This is a genomic window from Phycicoccus sp. CSK15P-2, assembly GCF_016888005.1.
Classification (GTDB): domain Bacteria; phylum Actinomycetota; class Actinomycetes; order Actinomycetales; family Dermatophilaceae; genus Phycicoccus.
Map to the genome: position 1 here is coordinate 85812 of NZ_JAFDVE010000019.1, position 15010 is coordinate 100821.

General features: G+C 74.3%; 15 protein-coding genes. 11 read left to right on the top strand and 4 right to left on the bottom strand.

Annotation, left to right across the window (positions count from 1 at the left end):
* Positions 1–16 precede the first annotated feature (16 nt).
* Both JQN72_RS11560 and JQN72_RS11565 read right to left on the bottom strand, forming a co-directional pair.
* Complete coding sequence (locus JQN72_RS11560) at positions 17–439, bottom strand: hypothetical protein (protein ID WP_204135343.1); 423 nt, start codon at positions 437–439, stop codon at positions 17–19.
* A 14-nt stretch (positions 440–453) separates the two neighbouring features.
* Complete coding sequence (locus tag JQN72_RS11565; protein WP_204135344.1) at positions 454–1332, bottom strand: CPBP family intramembrane glutamic endopeptidase; 879 nt, start codon at positions 1330–1332, stop codon at positions 454–456.
* A 275-nt stretch (positions 1333–1607) separates the two neighbouring features.
* Here JQN72_RS11565 and JQN72_RS11570 point away from each other — a divergent pair, with 275 nt between their 5' ends.
* Both JQN72_RS11570 and JQN72_RS11575 read left to right on the top strand, forming a co-directional pair.
* Positions 1608–2171, top strand: coding sequence for a hypothetical protein (locus JQN72_RS11570; RefSeq protein ID WP_204135345.1), 564 nt, complete (start codon positions 1608–1610; stop codon positions 2169–2171).
* Positions 2172–2184: 13 nt separating this feature from the next.
* On the top strand, positions 2185–2340 hold the full coding sequence (locus JQN72_RS11575; RefSeq protein WP_204135346.1) for a hypothetical protein: 156 nt from the start codon (positions 2185–2187) through the stop codon (positions 2338–2340).
* Positions 2341–2361: 21 nt separating this feature from the next.
* Here the strand turns inward: JQN72_RS11575 and pepN are convergent, their stop codons facing one another.
* Complete coding sequence (gene pepN / locus JQN72_RS11580; protein WP_204135347.1) at positions 2362–4854, bottom strand: aminopeptidase N; 2493 nt, start codon at positions 4852–4854, stop codon at positions 2362–2364.
* A 99-nt stretch (positions 4855–4953) separates the two neighbouring features.
* On the opposite strand from pepN, the gene JQN72_RS11585 reads away from it, so the two are divergent.
* The 9 genes from JQN72_RS11585 to JQN72_RS11625 all read left to right on the top strand — a co-directional run bounded on the left by JQN72_RS11585 (position 4954) and on the right by JQN72_RS11625 (position 14081).
* Positions 4954–6075, top strand: coding sequence for an alcohol dehydrogenase catalytic domain-containing protein (locus JQN72_RS11585; protein WP_204135348.1), 1122 nt, complete (start codon positions 4954–4956; stop codon positions 6073–6075).
* Positions 6072–6518, top strand: a complete 447-nt coding sequence (locus JQN72_RS11590) for a thioesterase family protein (protein WP_204135349.1) — start codon at positions 6072–6074, stop codon at positions 6516–6518. Before JQN72_RS11585 ends, JQN72_RS11590 begins: the two co-directional genes overlap by 4 nt.
* A gap of 79 nt (positions 6519–6597) precedes the next feature.
* Complete coding sequence (locus JQN72_RS11595; protein ID WP_204135350.1) at positions 6598–7719, top strand: ROK family transcriptional regulator; 1122 nt, start codon at positions 6598–6600, stop codon at positions 7717–7719.
* A 53-nt stretch (positions 7720–7772) separates the two neighbouring features.
* Positions 7773–9125: an extracellular solute-binding protein gene (locus JQN72_RS11600; RefSeq protein WP_204135351.1), complete on the top strand. Its 1353-nt coding sequence runs from the start codon at positions 7773–7775 to the stop codon at positions 9123–9125.
* A gap of 122 nt (positions 9126–9247) precedes the next feature.
* Complete coding sequence (locus JQN72_RS11605) at positions 9248–10141, top strand: carbohydrate ABC transporter permease (protein WP_204135352.1); 894 nt, start codon at positions 9248–9250, stop codon at positions 10139–10141.
* Entirely contained in the window at positions 10141–10980 is an 840-nt protein-coding gene (locus tag JQN72_RS11610) for a carbohydrate ABC transporter permease (protein ID WP_204135353.1), read from the top strand. Before JQN72_RS11605 ends, JQN72_RS11610 begins: the two co-directional genes overlap by 1 nt.
* Positions 10977–12380 (top strand): glycoside hydrolase family 3 N-terminal domain-containing protein, encoded by a 1404-nt coding sequence (locus JQN72_RS11615; protein WP_204135354.1) that lies wholly within the window; start codon positions 10977–10979, stop codon positions 12378–12380. Before JQN72_RS11610 ends, JQN72_RS11615 begins: the two co-directional genes overlap by 4 nt.
* Positions 12377–13285 (top strand): ROK family protein, encoded by a 909-nt coding sequence (locus JQN72_RS11620; protein WP_204135355.1) that lies wholly within the window; start codon positions 12377–12379, stop codon positions 13283–13285. The genes JQN72_RS11615 and JQN72_RS11620 overlap by 4 nt, the downstream gene beginning before the upstream one ends.
* 10 nt (positions 13286–13295) lie before the next feature.
* Positions 13296–14081, top strand: coding sequence for a glucosamine-6-phosphate deaminase (locus tag JQN72_RS11625; protein WP_204135356.1), 786 nt, complete (start codon positions 13296–13298; stop codon positions 14079–14081).
* Positions 14082–14101: 20 nt separating this feature from the next.
* Here the strand turns inward: JQN72_RS11625 and htpX are convergent, their stop codons facing one another.
* Positions 14102–14986 carry a zinc metalloprotease HtpX gene (gene htpX, locus JQN72_RS11630; protein WP_204135357.1) on the bottom strand — a complete coding sequence of 295 codons (885 nt, stop codon included), beginning with the start codon at positions 14984–14986 and terminating at the stop codon, positions 14102–14104.
* Between the last annotated feature and the right edge of the window lie 24 nt (positions 14987–15010).

Here is a 15010-nt window from a genome sequence, read left to right on the forward strand (position 1 = left end):
GTATCCCGCGACGGGCTCAGGACCTCGACCCGATGAAGAAGGCCGTCGCCCGGTTGGTCCACAGCATCTCCACGACGGCGAGCGCGAGGACGATGTCGATCAAGGACTCGGCCGCGGCCTGCAGGCCGATCGTGAGGAGGCCGTAGACGGCCGCGGCGAGCCGCAGGGTCATGCTCGCCGTGACGAGCACCCGGGCCACCCGCGAGCCACGGGCGAGGGCCACCCCGACGGCGACGGTCACGAGACCGAGGGACACGAAGACCGCCGCGATCGCGCTGATCGTGTCGTGCGCCATCCCCGTGGGCTCCCGGAACTCCGCGTCGTCCGCCAGGAACCACAGCGCCCCTCCGACGAAGACGTCGAAGAGGCCGGCCAGATAGGTGAGCACGAGGACGACGGTGACCGTGACCGGGCGTTCCGGCGTGTGCGACGACGACATGGCTGCTCCCTCACTCAGGACCGGACGAGGTGTGGGTCGGACGCGGCCGGGTGCCGCAGGTGCCACTGCGCGGTGAGCACGCCGAGCACGAGCATCGTCGCGGCCGCGACCCAGCCGAACTCGCCGAGGACGGTCTGCGGCCCGGTGAACAGCTGTGCGTCACCCCGGAACGGCGGGCAACCGGATGTCGCGCACTCCGGGACTGCCGAGCCGAGCGAGGCCGCGAAGCCCGTGGCGACCGTCCCGTTCCAGGCGCCGTGCGCGAGGACGCCGGCCCAGACCCCGTGGCTGCGTTCGGTGAGCACCCCGACGAAGAGGACGAACCCGCTGGTCGCGACGGTGAACGCCGGGAGCCCGCCGACGAAGCCGTAGCCCCACCAGAGCACGGCCGGCAGGTGGTAGACCCACCACACCGGGACGATGACCGCGGCCGAGAGCCAGAAGCCCCGGTGGCGCCGGAGCAGCGGCCAGAGGAACCCCCGCCACCCGACCTCCTCGCCCACGGCCGTCAGCGACCCGGAGAGCGCGAGGACCGGGGTGAGGACGAGGAGCGAGCCGAGCACGCCCGGACGGACCTCGACCCCCGAGACCGCGGCGAGGACCCAGGTGACCGCGAGGACGACGGCCGGGGGCAGGAAGGCGAGCAGCAGGTGCCGCGTCGGACGCCCCAGCCGGACCCGGCCACCGGCGAGGAGGACGGCCGCGAGCGCACCGACGGCCGGAGCGAACATCACCGGGACCGCGATCCGACCGAGGTCGCCCGGCCCCGGACGCAGGACGAGGACGGCTCCCCCGTAGAACGCCACGAGGGCCAGGACGAAGACGACGACCCGGCGGCGGTCCCGGACCGGGTTCTCCCGCGCGGTCGCGGCCTGCGACGGCGACGTCGCCACGGTGCACCTCCGTTCGGCCCGGGACGCGTCGCCCGCTCGCCGGCGTCCCTGCCGCCTACTGTCCGCCTGTCGCGTGCGCCTCGCCACCCCGCCGGCACGCCATCCCGGTCAAGGCTGCGTGCTCGCCGAGTGACGGGCCCCGAGGTGAGCCGACATGACCGCACCCCAGGACGCGGCGGCCCTGCTCGCGCACCGTCGTCGGCGTGCGGAGGGCGCGATCGCTGGCTAGCGTCGGACCACACCCGGCCGGCCGGCCCCGTCCCGAGGAGCAGCCCATGTCCCGTCGCCACGTCGTGCTCGCGCTCCTCGCCGCAGCCCTCCTCGGCCTCGGCTCCGTCGGCCCGGCGTCGGCCGCCCCGACCGGCTGCACGACGACGACCGAGTGGGTCCACGAGGGCAGCTCGCACTACTACGGCCGCGGCAAGGTCACGTGCACCACCGGCCGGTACACGGTCAAGCTCCAGTGCCGCAACCAGCAGACCGGGGTCGGCTACGTCCGCTACGGGGGGTCCGCCGTCGACGCGCCGTCGACCGCGACCGCCACATGTCTCAGCGGCAACGTCGCCGAGCAGGTGCAGGCCGCCGAGGACCCGCGCCCGACGACGGTGGCCGGCTGTGTCACGTGGATGGAGTGGGTCCACTCGGGCAGCACCCACTACTACGGTCGCGGCCGGGCGCAGTGCGACGGCGGCACCTACCGGGCGCAGATCCAGTGCCACGACCTGCAGAGCGGGCGGACCTACCTCGCGTACGGCACGACCGTCACCGCGCCGGCCACCTCGACCGGTCTGTGCCGCAGCGGCAACGTCGCGGGGACCGTGACCGCGGCCCCACGCTGACCTGCGCCGACCCGTGACGCCCCCCGCCACGATGCGGGCCGTCGCGCTCACCCGGCACGGGGGCCCGGAGGTGCTCGAGGCTCGCCGGGCCCCGCTGGAGGAGGCGGCTCGCGCCCCGGAGGAGCTGGAGACCCGCCGCCACGTCGGCGGGCTCGTCCTCGTCCCCTGACGCGCCCGCCCGCCGCGCGGCTCAGCGGGGGTCGTAGCGGCGGCGGCCGGCGAGGGCCTCGCGCAGCGCGTGGTCGGCATCGACGAGCGAGCGCCGCACCCCGGGCGTGAGGTCGTCCCGCGCGAGGAGCGCGGTGGAGGCGTCCAGCGAGGCCTCCTCGACGAGCGAGCCGGGGTGCAGCAGGGTCGCGACCCGTTCGACGGCGTCCTCCCCCATCCGCTCCGAGAGGTGGACGAGCAGGTCCCCGACCCGGTCGACGTAGGGGCGCACGAGCTCCGGGTCCGGGGCCACCCAGAAGGCCGCGGCCAGCGACAGGGCCCCGTAGTTCGACAGGGCCGGGTCGTCGCGCAGCATCTCCCAGGCCCAGCGCTTCGCCTCCGGCGTCGGACGCACGGCCCGCACCCCGAGCGCGGCGAGCCGGCCCGCGAGCGAGCGGTCTGCGGCCTCCGCGGCGTCGACCTCGGCATCGGTCAGGGCGCCCAGGGTCGCGAGCCGGCGCAGGACGAGCCAGCGGAAGTCGTCGTCGTCGGCCAGGGCCGCGGGCAGGCCCTCTCCCACCGCCCAGCGCCGCAGCCGGTCCTCGTCCGTCCCGAAGCGCACCCAGGACCGGGCCGCCACGAGCGCGAGGGCGTCCCCGGCCCGCCCGTCGACGGCACGCGACCGCTCGCCGAGCGCGTCCGCCGCGGCAGCGAGCCGGCGGCGGGCGTCCGCACGCTCCGGTGGCGGGAGGAAGCGGCCGACCACGGTCTCGTCCGCGACGAGGAGGACCCTGGACAGCACCGCGGCGTCGTCCTCGAGCGGCCACGCCCCGGCCACGGTGTCGACGACGAGGCGCGGGTCGACCTCGGCACGGGCCATCTGCCCGAGCAGGGCCGTCCAGACGACCTGGCGGGCGACCGGGTCCGGGACCTGCGCCAGCCGGTCGGGCAGCAGGGCGAGCGTCGTGTCGTCGAGGACGACCTCGGCCCAGGTCAGGTCGGCCGCGTTCGGGACGACGAGCGCCGTCGGCGCGACGCCGGCGAGACCCTCGACGGTCACCGGGTCGCCCGCGAGCGTGACGTCGGCCCGGAACACCTCGGCGGCGCCGTCGAAGGCCGCGACATCGAGGGCGTGCGGCCGGTCCGCGGGGTGGGCCGCGGGCACGGTCCGGGTGACGACTCCGGTGCCGCGGTCGACGGCCACCCGGTCGGCCCCCGCCGTCCGCAGCCACGCCTGCGCCCAGGCGTCGAGCGGGCGCCCGGCCGCGGTCTCCATCGCCGCGAGGAACTGTCCGAGCTCACCGTTGCCGAAGGCGTGCTCGCGCAGGTAGGCCCCGACCCCGGCGACGAAGGCGTCGTCCCCGATGTGCGCGATGAGCTGGCGCAGCACCGACGCGCCCTTGGCGTACGAGATGCCGTCGAAGTTCTGCAGCGCCGAGAGGGCGTCCGGTGCCGGGGAGCCCGCCACCGGGTGCGTGCTCGGCGAGCGCTCGGCCGCGTAGCCCCACAGCTTGCGGACGATCCCGAACTCGACGAAGGCCTCGGGCGCACCGAGGGCGTCGGTCACCGCCCGGTACGCCATGTACTCCGCGAAGGACTCGTTGAGCCACAGGTCGTCCCACCAGCGCATCGTCACGAGGTCGCCGAACCACATGTGCGCCATCTCGTGCGCGACCGTGCTGTCGAGGGTGAGCTGCTGGTCGGGGGTGACGGCGCCCCGGAAGACGTAGGTGTCCCGGAACGTCACGCACCCGGGGTTCTCCATCGCGCCGGCGTTGAACTCCGGGACGAAGACCTGGTGGTACTCGCCGAAGGGGTACCGGAGGTCGAACAGCCGGTGGTAGTGGTCGAGGCAGGTGCGGGTGGTGTCCAGCAGGTGGTCGGCGCGGGCCCGCAGGTGCGGCTCCAGCGAGCGGCGGGCGTGGACACCGAGGGGGATGCCGTCGTGCTCGGCGGTGACCGACGCCCACGGGCCGGCGCACACGGTGACGAAGTAGGTGGCGAGCGGCCGCGTCGTCGCGAGCTCCCAGCGACCCGGCGCCACCCGCCTGGCACCCCCGTTGCCGAGCACGCTCCAGTGCTCGGGGGCCCGGACACGGACGGTGTAGGGCGCCTTGAGGTCCGGCTGGTCGAGGCATGCGAGGACGGTCGGTGCGGCGTCGAGGAACAGGTGCCCGTAGACGTAGTCCTCGTCGTCCGCGGGGTCGGTGGAGCGGTGCAGCCCCTGGCCGTCGTGGCTGTAGCGCATGGTCGCCTCGACCTCGAGGACGTTCTCCGCGGCCAGGTCGGTCAGCGGCAGGCGGCCGCCGTCGAGCGCGGCCGGGTCGAGCTCGCGACCGTTGAGCACGGCCCGGTGGAGGGTGACCGGCCGGACGTCGGCGAAGGTGCTCGCCCCCGGCTCCCGGGAGGTGAAGCGCAGGACGGTCCGCGACCCGAAGGTCTCGGCCCCGCGGTCGAGGTCGAGCTCGAGGTCGACCGCCTCGACGGTGACGAGGGCGGCGCGGGCGGTGGCCTCCGCGCGGGTGAGGGAGCGCATCGGGCCATTGCACCAGACCCGCGGTGGGGCCGTGCGCACGAGGCGCTCTGTGCGCTCCGCACCCGTGGCTCGCGGGCTGCCGTCGCTAGGGTTTCGGGCATGCGTGCGGCCGTGCTCCAGTCCATCGGCGCGACAGCCCCCTTCGTCGCGTCCACGCCCCTCGTCGTCGAGGACCTCGAGCTCGACGAGCCGGGCCCGGGCGAGGTCCTCGTCCGGGTGGAGGCCGCGGGGCTGTGCCACTCCGACCTCTCGGTCGTCGACGGCACCCGCCCCCGCCCCGTCCCGATGGCCCTCGGCCACGAGGGCGCCGGCGTCGTCGAGGCGCTCGGCGCCGGCGTCGACGACCTCGCCGTGGGCGACCGCGTCGTCACCGTCTTCGTACCCAGCTGCGGCGCCTGTCCGCCGTGCGCCGAGGGTCGTCCCGCCCTGTGCGAGCCGGGCGCCGCGGCCAACACGGCGGGCACGCTCACGGGTGGGAACGTCCGGCTGCGGCGCCCCGACGGGACCCCGGTCCACCACCACCTCGGGGTCTCCTGCTTCGCGGAGCACGCCGTCGTGCACCGCCGCTCGCTCGTGCGGGTCGACCCCGAGCTCCCCCCGGAGCACGCCGCACTGTTCGGCTGCGCGGTGCTCACCGGGGTTGGCGCCGTCGTGACGACCGCGCAGGTCAGGGCCGGTGAGTCCGTCGCTGTCGTGGGTCTCGGCGGGGTGGGGCTGGCCGCGCTCCTCGGCGCGCTCGCCGCAGGCGCCCGCCGGGTCGTGGCGATCGACCTCGACCCCGCCAAGCGGGACCTCGCGCTCGAGCTCGGCGCGACGGACACCTACGACGCCGCGGACCCCGAGTGCGTGGCGCAGGTCCGCGCCGCGACCGGTGGCGGGGTCGAGCACGCCGTCGAGACGGCGGGCGCGGTCGCCGCTCTCGAGACCGCCTACGCGGTGACCCGCCGCGGCGGCACGACGACCACCGCGGGCCTCTCCCACCCCGACCGGACGATGGCCCTCCAGCACCTCTCGCTCGTCGCCGAGGAGCGCACGCTCAAGGGCAGCTACGTCGGGGGCGCGGTGCCGGTCCGGGACGTCCCCCGCTACGTCGAGCTCTTCCGGCGTGGCCGGCTCCCGGTCGACCGGCTGCTCGCCCCCAGCCGTCCGCTCGGCGAGGTCAACGCCGCCCTCGACGACCTCTCCCACGGCCGCGTCGTCCGCCAGGTGCTCGTGCCGTGAGCCTCGACGACGTCCCCCGGGAGCGCGGCTCGTACGTCCGGTTCACCGACTTCCGCACCCGCTGGGCCGACAACGACCAGTTCGGCCACCTCAACAACGCCCTCTACTACGGGCTCTTCGACAGCGCCGTGAACCTCGCCCTCACCGAGGAGACCGGGTTCGACCCGCTCGCCGACCCCGAGGTCTTCTACGTCGTGGAGAGCGGGTGCCGCTACCACGCCGCGCTCGCCTACCCCGGGGTCGTCGAGGTCGGCGTGCGCGTCACCCGGCTCGGCGGCAGCAGCGTCACCTACGACGTCGCGGTGTTCGGGCCGGACGAGCAGCTCGCGGCGGCGACCGGACGGTTCGTCCACGTGCACGTGGACCGCCGCACCGGGCGGCCCGCGCCGCTCGCCGGCGAGCGGCGTGCAGCCCTGGCGCGCGCGTACGGAGTCGAACCCTGACGCCCGCGGCGAGGCCGCCAGGTCACGATCCGGTCACGACTCTTGCGGAGATTTAGTTAGTAACCTTTACTAACCGCTCATGAACGCCCCGCGCCGCGTCCGCACCTCTGCGGCCGTCCTGCCCGCGGACGGACGGCGGCAGAACCTCTCGCTCGTGCTGCAGACCCTGCGCCGGCTCGGTCCGAGCAGCCGCGCGCAGCTGGCCCGCGAGGTCGGGGTCACGAAGGTGACGATGTCCGACCTCGTCGCGGAGCTCATCTCCGAGGGCCGGGTCCGGGACGCGGGCACCGCGGCCCAGCAGGGCCCCGGCAAGCCCGCCACGCTCGTCGACCTCGACCCGGCCGGGCTCCTCACCGTCGCCGTCGACCTCTCGGTGCCCGCCCGGCTGCAGGCCGCGGTCGTCGACATCACCGGCGAGATGCTCCACCTCGAGGTGCGCGAGGCCGCCGTGGACACCGAGAGCGGACGGGGGGTCGACCCCGGCGTCGTCGTCGAGCTCGTCCGGAGCGTCCTCGCCACCGCCCCCCACCCGGTCCTCGGGATCGGCATCGGCACGCCGGGCGTCGTCGACGCCCGGGGCTCGGTCCGCACGGCACCGAACCTCGGCTGGACCGACGTCGCCCTGCACGACCTCGTGAGCGACGCCACCGGCCTGCCGGTCCTCGTGACGAACGACTCCGACGCCGCGACGCAGGCCGAGCTCAGCTCCTCCCCCGGCAGCGAGGACCTCGTCCTCGTGCAGGTCGGACGCGGCGTCGGCTGCGGCATCGTCAGCGGCGGCCGCCGGGTCGTGGGCGCGCACCACGCCGCCGGTGAGATCGGGCACGTCACCGTGGGCACCGACGTCGGGGAGCCCTGCTCCTGCGGGCGGCGCGGCTGCCTCGAGACGTGGCTCTCCGTCCCCCGTCTGCGCGCCGCGCTCGACGCCGCCGACCCCGACGACGTCGTCACCGTCGGCGGCCGCCGCCTCGCCGTCGCCCTCGCACCGCTCGTCGCCGCGCTCGACCTCTCGGAGGTCGTGCTCGCCGGGCCGCCCGAGCTCCTCGAGCCCCTCGTGCCGGTCGTCGCCGACGGCCTGTCCGAGCGGCTCCTGCCCAGCCCGGACGGGCCCCTCGTCGTCCGTCTCGCCACCCACCCGGACGACATCGTCCTGCGTGGCGCGGCGGCACTGGTCCTCTGGGACCGGCTCGGGGTCGTCTGACCCCTCCCCAGGGGGCCACCCGGCCCCGCCACCACCCGAAAGGAACCATCGAGATGCTCCGGCGCCTACCCCTTGTCGCTCTCACCGGCGCGGCCCTCGTTCTCTCCGCCTGCTCGGGCGGGACCGACGCAGCCACGCCCGACCCCACCGACACCGCCGCCAACGCGGACAAGACCGTCACGATGTGGGTCGCCGGCGGCGACACCCCGGACGAGCTGCGCACCTACCTCACGGACACCTTCAAGGAGCGGACCGGCGCGACGCTGGCCATCGAGGAGCAGTCCTGGGGCGACCTCATCCCCAAGCTGACCACCGCCCTGCCCGACGCCGACAACACCCCTGACGTCGTCGAGGTCGGCAACACCCAGAGCCCGACGTTCACCAACGTCGGTGCGTTCATGGACCTCACCGACATGTACGACGAGCTCGGGGGCGACAAGCTCCTGCAGTCCTTCGTCGAGGCCGGCTCGGTCGACGACACGAAGTACGCGCTCCCCTACTACTTCGGCTCGCGCTACATGTTCGTCCGCAAGGACCTGTGGAAGGAGGCCGGCGTCGCGGAGCCCACCTCGCTCGACGAGTTCAACAGCGCCGTCGCCACGATCGCGCAGGACAACCCGCGGGACATCAAGAACTTCTCCGGCTTCTTCATCGGCGGCCAGGACTGGCGCAACGGCATCTCCTGGATCTTCGCCAACGGCGGTGACCTCGCCAAGAAGGAGAACGGCCAGTGGGTCTCGACCCTCGCCGACCCGAGCTCGGTGAAGGGCCTGGAGCAGCTGCAGAAGATCTACCAGGACGCGAGCCAGGCCCCGGCCGACGCCAAGGACCAGTCGCCGTGGCTGTACATCAACGACAGCGACACCATCACCGACGACAACGGTGAGGCCGCCGGCAAGACCTCCCTCGCCGCCGCGACGATCATGGCCCCGGGCTGGGCGCACTGGTCGATCGGCGAGCTCGCCGAGAAGGACGGCGAGCAGGTCCGCGAGTGGGACGACTCCACCTTCGGCGTCTTCCCGCTGCCCGGCACGGACGGCAACCCGGCCCCGGTCTTCGCCGGTGGCTCGAACATCGCGGTCTCGGCGCAGACGAAGAACCCCGAGCTCGCCAAGGAGCTCATGCGGATCATCTTCTCCGAGGAGTACCAGAAGATGCTCGGTGGCGCCGGCCTCGGCCCGGCCAACTCGGACTACGTCAGCTCGCTCGGTGACGACGAGTTCGCCCAGGCGCTCATCGACTCGGCGAGCAACTCGAAGCTGACCCCGGCCGCTCCGGGCTGGGCCGCGGTCGAGTCGGCGCTGGTCCTCGAGGAGTTCTTCGGCAAGATCCGCGACGCGAAGGACCTCACGGCCCTCGCGCAGGAGTACGACGCCAAGATCACCCCGATGCTCAACGCCCAGTGAGCCGCTCCCCGGTGCCGGTGACCGCTCCCGGCACCGGGGACGCCCCGGGCGTGGCCACCGCGCCCCCGGACCGACGCCCCGGTCAGCCCACCCGCCCCCGTACCGACCGAGGGAACCCCACCATGTCCTCGCGGAGCTCTCGCCGCCTCCCCTACCTCCTCACCCTGCCGACCCTCGTCCTGCTGCTCGCCGCCCTCGGCTACCCCGTCGCGTGGCAGCTCGTGACCAGCCTGCGCCGGTACGGGCTCATGCAGCAGTTCGGCGCACCGGCCCCCTGGGTCGGTGTCGACAACTACGTCGCCCTGGTCACCGACCCCTCGCTGTGGACCGTCGTCGTCCGCTCGGTCGTGTTCTGCGTCGTCACCGCGCTGGTCAGCGTCGTGGTCGGCGGGCTCATCGCCCTCCTCATGGACGCCGTGCCCCGCTGGGCCCGGCTCGTGCTCCAGGTCTGTCTGCTCGTCGCCTGGGCCATGCCGATCGTCGCCGCGATGACGGTCTGGGTGTGGCTCGTCGACTGGCGCCGCGGCGTGCTCAACTGGCTCCTCGTCGAGGTGGGTGTCGAGAGCGCCTACGGCCACAACTGGCTCGCCCAGCCGACCTCGTTCTTCGTCATCGCCTCGGCGATCGTCGTGTGGATGAGCGTGCCGTTCATCGCGCTCAGCGTCTACGCCGGGCTGACCCAGCTGAGCCCCGACGTCCTCGAGGCCGCCCAGCTCGACGGTGCCGGGTGGTTCCGGCGGCTGCGGCACATCGTGCTCCCCCTCGTCGCCCCGGTCATCTCGATCGTGCTGCTGCTGCAGCTCATCTGGGACCTGCGGGTGTTCACCCAGATCAAGATCCTCCAGGACGCCGGCTCCGTGGCGAGCGAGACCGACCTGCTCGGCACGTACGTCTACCGGCTCGGCACCGGCACCGGCGACTTCGGGACGGCGAGCGCGGTCAGCGTCCTCATGCTCGTCCTCACCATCGCCCTCAGCTGGTACTACGTCCGCTCCCTCATGGCCCAGGAGTCCTGATGCGCCGCCACCGCACCTCCCGGGTGCTCCTCTCCGTCCTCGCCCTCGTCGTCTCGCTCGTCTGGGCCTTCCCCGTCTACTGGATGCTCAACTCGGCGTTCCTGCCGAACGTCGTCCTGCAGAGCACGACCCCGACCTTCGTGCCGTTCGGCGGCTCGCTGCGCAACTTCTCCGCCGTGGTCGACGACCCCGCCTTCCTCAGGGCCCTCGGGGTGTCGCTCGTCGTGACGCTGACGACGGTCGTCGCCGCGATCGTCGTCGCCTTCTTCGGGGCGCTCGCGATCAGCCGGTTCCGGTTCCGCGGACGCTCCTCGTTCGTCCTCGCCCTGCTGCTCATCCAGATGCTCCCCGCCGAGGGCCTCTTCATCGCGCAGTACAAGATGATGTCCTCGCTCGGGCTGCTCAACCACGCCCTCGGGCTCGCCGTGCTGTACACCGCGGCCGTCGTCCCGTTCACGATCTGGATGCTGCGCGGGTTCGTCGCCGGGGTACCGGCCGAGCTCGAGGAGGCCGCGATGGTCGACGGCCTCTCCCGCACCCAGGCGTTCCTGCGGATCACCTTCCCCCTCCTCGCGCCGGGGCTCGTCGCGTCCGGTGTCTACGCCTTCCTCCAGGCGTGGAACGAGTTCACCGTCGCCCTCGTCGTCATGACCGCCGAGGACTCGCGCACCCTGCCGCTCTGGCTGCGCGGGTTCGTCCAGGCCAGCGCGACCCGGGAGACCGACTGGGGCCAGGTCATGGCGGCCTCGACGCTCGTCGCGGTGCCGGTCATCGTCTTCTTCCTCGTCGTGCAGGGCCGGATGAGCAGCGGCCTCGTCGGAGGGGCGGTCAAGGGATGAGCCTCGCCGAGGACGTCACCGCGACGCTCCAGCCGGGGTTCGCGGGGACGCAGGTCCCCGACTGGCTCGTCGCCGCCCGCGACGACGGCCTGCGGTCGGTGTGTCTCTACGGCCACAACGTCGGCCCCCACGGCGGCGTCGAGGAGGTATGCGCCTCCCTGCGCGAGACGCTGCCCGGCGTGCTCGTCGCAGCGGACGAGGAGGGCGGCGACGTCACCCGCGTCCACTACCCCCAGGGGTCGACCGCCGTGGGCAACGCCGTCCTGGGCCGCATCGACGACCCCGCCGTCACCCGTGCCGCGGCGGCCGCGATCGGCGCCGAGCTCGCCGCGCTCGGCATCGGCCTGGACCTCGCACCGGTCCTCGACGTCAACTCCTCGCCGCAGAACCCGGTCATCGGGGTGCGCAGCCTCGGCGCCGACCCCGCGCTCGTCGCCCGGCACGGGGCCGCCTGGGTCGAGGGGCTCCAGGGCACGGGCGTCGCCGCGTGCGCCAAGCACTTCCCGGGGCATGGGGACACCGTCGCCGACTCCCACCACGACCTGCCGTCGGTCACGGCTCCCGCCGAGGTGCTGCGCGAGCGCGAGCTCGCCCCGTTCCGGGCGGCCGTGGACGCCGGGGTCGCGGCGGTGATGACGTCGCACATCGTGCTCACCGCCCTCGACCCAGACCGGCCGGCGACGTTCTCGCCCACCGTCCTCGGGCTGCTCCGCGAGGACCTCGGCTTCTCCGGCGTCGTCGTGAGCGACGCCCTCGACATGGCGGGGGCGAGCGCCGAGACCGGTATCCCCGAGGCCGCGGTCCGGGCCCTGGCCGCCGGGGTCGACCTCCTCTGCCTCGGCCCGGACACCGGCGGGGAGCTGCTCGAGCGGACCCGGTCCGCCGTCCTCGAGGCCGTGCGCTCCGGCCGGCTGCCGGGTGAGCGGGTCGAGGAGGCAGCCGCCCGGGTCCGCGCCCTCGCCCTCCGCTGGCGTCCCGAGCCCGCCCCGCATCCCGCCGGCACCGGACCGGCCGTGCCGGACGCCGCCGTCGCCGCCACCTTCGCGACCTCCCCGGCCGTCGCCGACTTCGTCGACGACCCGGCACCCCTCGCCGTCGTCCAGGTCGAGTCCCGTGCCAACCTGGCCGTCGGCACGGTGGCCTGGGGTCCGGCCGCCCTCGGCCGGACGGTCGCCGAGGCCGACGTCGCGCAGGGTGCCAAGGTCGCCGTCGTCGGCCGCGGCCTGGGTCCGGACCACCACGCGCACGGCACGGTGGCACGGCTCCGGGAGTCCGGCCACCGTGTGCTCGTCGTCGAGTCCGGCTGGCCCCGTGGCGGAGCCGACGTCGAGACCTGGGGCGGCAGCCCCGCCGTCGCCGAGGTGCTCCTCGGCATGCTCGGTGGGAAGGTGTCCGGATGAGGCTCGGCATCGACATCGGGGGGACGAAGACCGCCGCCCTCGTCCTGGGCGAGGACGGGGCCGTCCTGACCCATGCCTCCTCACCGTCCGGGAAGGGGCCCACCGAGACCCTCGCGACCGCCGTCGCCGTCGCCGACGAGGTCGCCTCCGCCGTGGGCGGCTGGGGCGCAGTGACGAGTGTCGGGGCGTGCATGCCCGGCCTCGTCGACCCCGGCTCCGGCGTCGTCCGGCACGCGGTCAACCTCGACGTCGCGACGCTCGACCTCGCCGGGGGGATCCAGGCGGCCACCGGCCGCCGGCCCAGTGTCGACAACGACGTCAAGGCCGCGGCGCTCGGCGCGCACCACGTCGTCCGGCCGGGCACCGGTGCGGCGACCACCGCCTACCTCAACGTCGGGACCGGCCTGGCCGCGGCGATCGTCCACGACGGCTCGGTCATCCGGGGTGCCGGTGGCGCGGCCGGGGAGATCGGCCACCTGCCGGTCGGGTCCGGCGAGCCGTGCTCGTGCGGGCAGACCGGCTGCCTCGAGACCGTGGCCTCCGGCCGGGCCCTGTCCCGGATGTGGTCGCGCCCCGCTGCCGAGCTCTTCCCGGCGGCCGAGCAGGGTGACGAGGCCGCGTGCCGGGTCGTCGCGACGCTCGCGCACGGCATCGCCCTCGCCGTCCAGGTCCTCGTCCTCGCGGGCGCCGAGCTCATCGTCGTCGGCGGGGGGCTGACCCGCGACGCGTCCGCGCTCGGCAGCGCCGTCCGGTCCGACATCGAGGAGCGCGCCGCGACGTCCCCGTTCCTCGCCCGGCTCGGGCTGGCGACGCGGTTCCGCCTGCTCGACCACGAGACGCCCGTCGCGGCCGTCGGTGCGGCGCTGCTGCCCCCGCCGGTCACGGCCGACCTCGCGACCGCGTAGAGGGGTTCGGATGGAGGTTCTCGTCAGCAGCACCCCCGACGAGGCGGCGTCGCGCGCGGCCGAGGTCGTCCTCGAGGGGCTGGCCGGCGCCGACGGCGACCCGGTGCTGGGGCTCGCCACCGGCTCCTCGCCGCTCGGGCTCTACCGCGAGCTCGGGCGGGCCGTGCAGGAGGGCCGAGCCGACTTCTCCCGGACGCACGGCGTCGCCCTCGACGAGTACGTGGGCCTGCCGCCCGGCCATCCGGAGGGCTACCGGCAGGTGCTGCTGCGCGAGGTGTGCGACGTCGTCGGCCTCGACCCGGAGCGGCTCGCCGTGCCGGACGGGACGGTGCCCGACCTCGCGGCGCTGCAGCGGGCCGCGGCCGCGTACGAGCAGCGGATCCGCGAGCTCGGTGGGGTGGACGTCCAGGTCCTCGGGATCGGCGCGAACGGCCACCTGGGCTTCAACGAGCCCGGTTCGGCGCTCACCTCACGGACCCGGGTCAAGCGGCTCTCGCAGCGGACCCGGCAGGACAACGCGCGGTTCTTCACCGGCCTCGACGACGTCCCCACGCACTGCCTCACCCAGGGGCTGGGGACGATCCTCGCCGCGCGGCGGCTCGTCCTCGTCGCGACGGGCGAGGCGAAGACGGAGGCCGTCGCGTCCGCGCTCGAGGGCGCGCTCACCGCGTCGGTCCCGGCGTCGGTCCTCCAGTGGCACCCGGACACCGTCGTGTGCCTCGACGAGGCGGCCGCGGCCGGGCTGCGCAACCGGGCGTACTACGACGACGCCGCGGCCGGGCTGCCCGAGCGCTGAAGGCCCGGGCAGCGGGCGCGTCAGGGCTCGATCCGGTGGCCGTAGGCCATCTGCTCGAGGCGGGCGATGCGCTCCGCCATCGGCGGGTGGGTGGACATCAGCCGCGAGACGTCCTGGGCGCGGAACGGGTTGGCGATCATCATGTGGCTCGCGTTGACGACCTTCTGGGTCGGGGCGAGCGGTGCCCTGGCCACGCCGAGCTCGAGCTTGCGCAGCGCGCTCGCGAGGGCGAGCGGGTCGCCGGTGAGCCGGGCGCCGTCCTCGTCGGCGTCGTACTCGCGGGTGCGGGAGATGGCCATCTGCACGACGAGCGCGGCGATCGGGGCGAGGAGCGCGAGGGCCAGGCCCGCGATGGGGTTGCGGTCCTCGTCGCTGCCGCCGCCGAACATCGCGCTGAACATGAAGAACTGGCCGATCGAGGAGATGACGCCCGCGATCGCCGCCGCGACCGAGCCGGTGAGGATGTCGCGGTTGTAGACGTGCATGAGCTCGTGGCCGAGCACGCCGCGCAGCTCACGCTCGTCGAGCAGCCCGAGGATGCCCTCGGTGCAGCAGACGGCGGCGTTCTCGGGGTTGCGCCCGGTGGCGAAGGCGTTCGGTGCCTGGGTGGGTGAGACGTACAGCCGCGGCATCGGCTTGTTCGCGCTCGTGGAGAGGTCGCGGACGATCCGGTACATCGCGGGCGCCTGCGCCTCGGTCACGGGGTAGGCGTGCATCGCCTTGATGGCGAGCTTGTCCGAGTTCCAGTAGCCGTAGAACGTCGTGCCCACGCCGATGAGCGCGAAGACGAGGATGAACACGCTGCTCCCGGTGCCCTGGGCGAGGAACCAGCCGATCGCGAGCAGGAGGGCCCACAGGCCGCCGAGGAGCGCGGCGGTCTTGAGGCCGTTGAAATGGTTGTGCATGCCCGGTCAACGCTCCCGATGCGC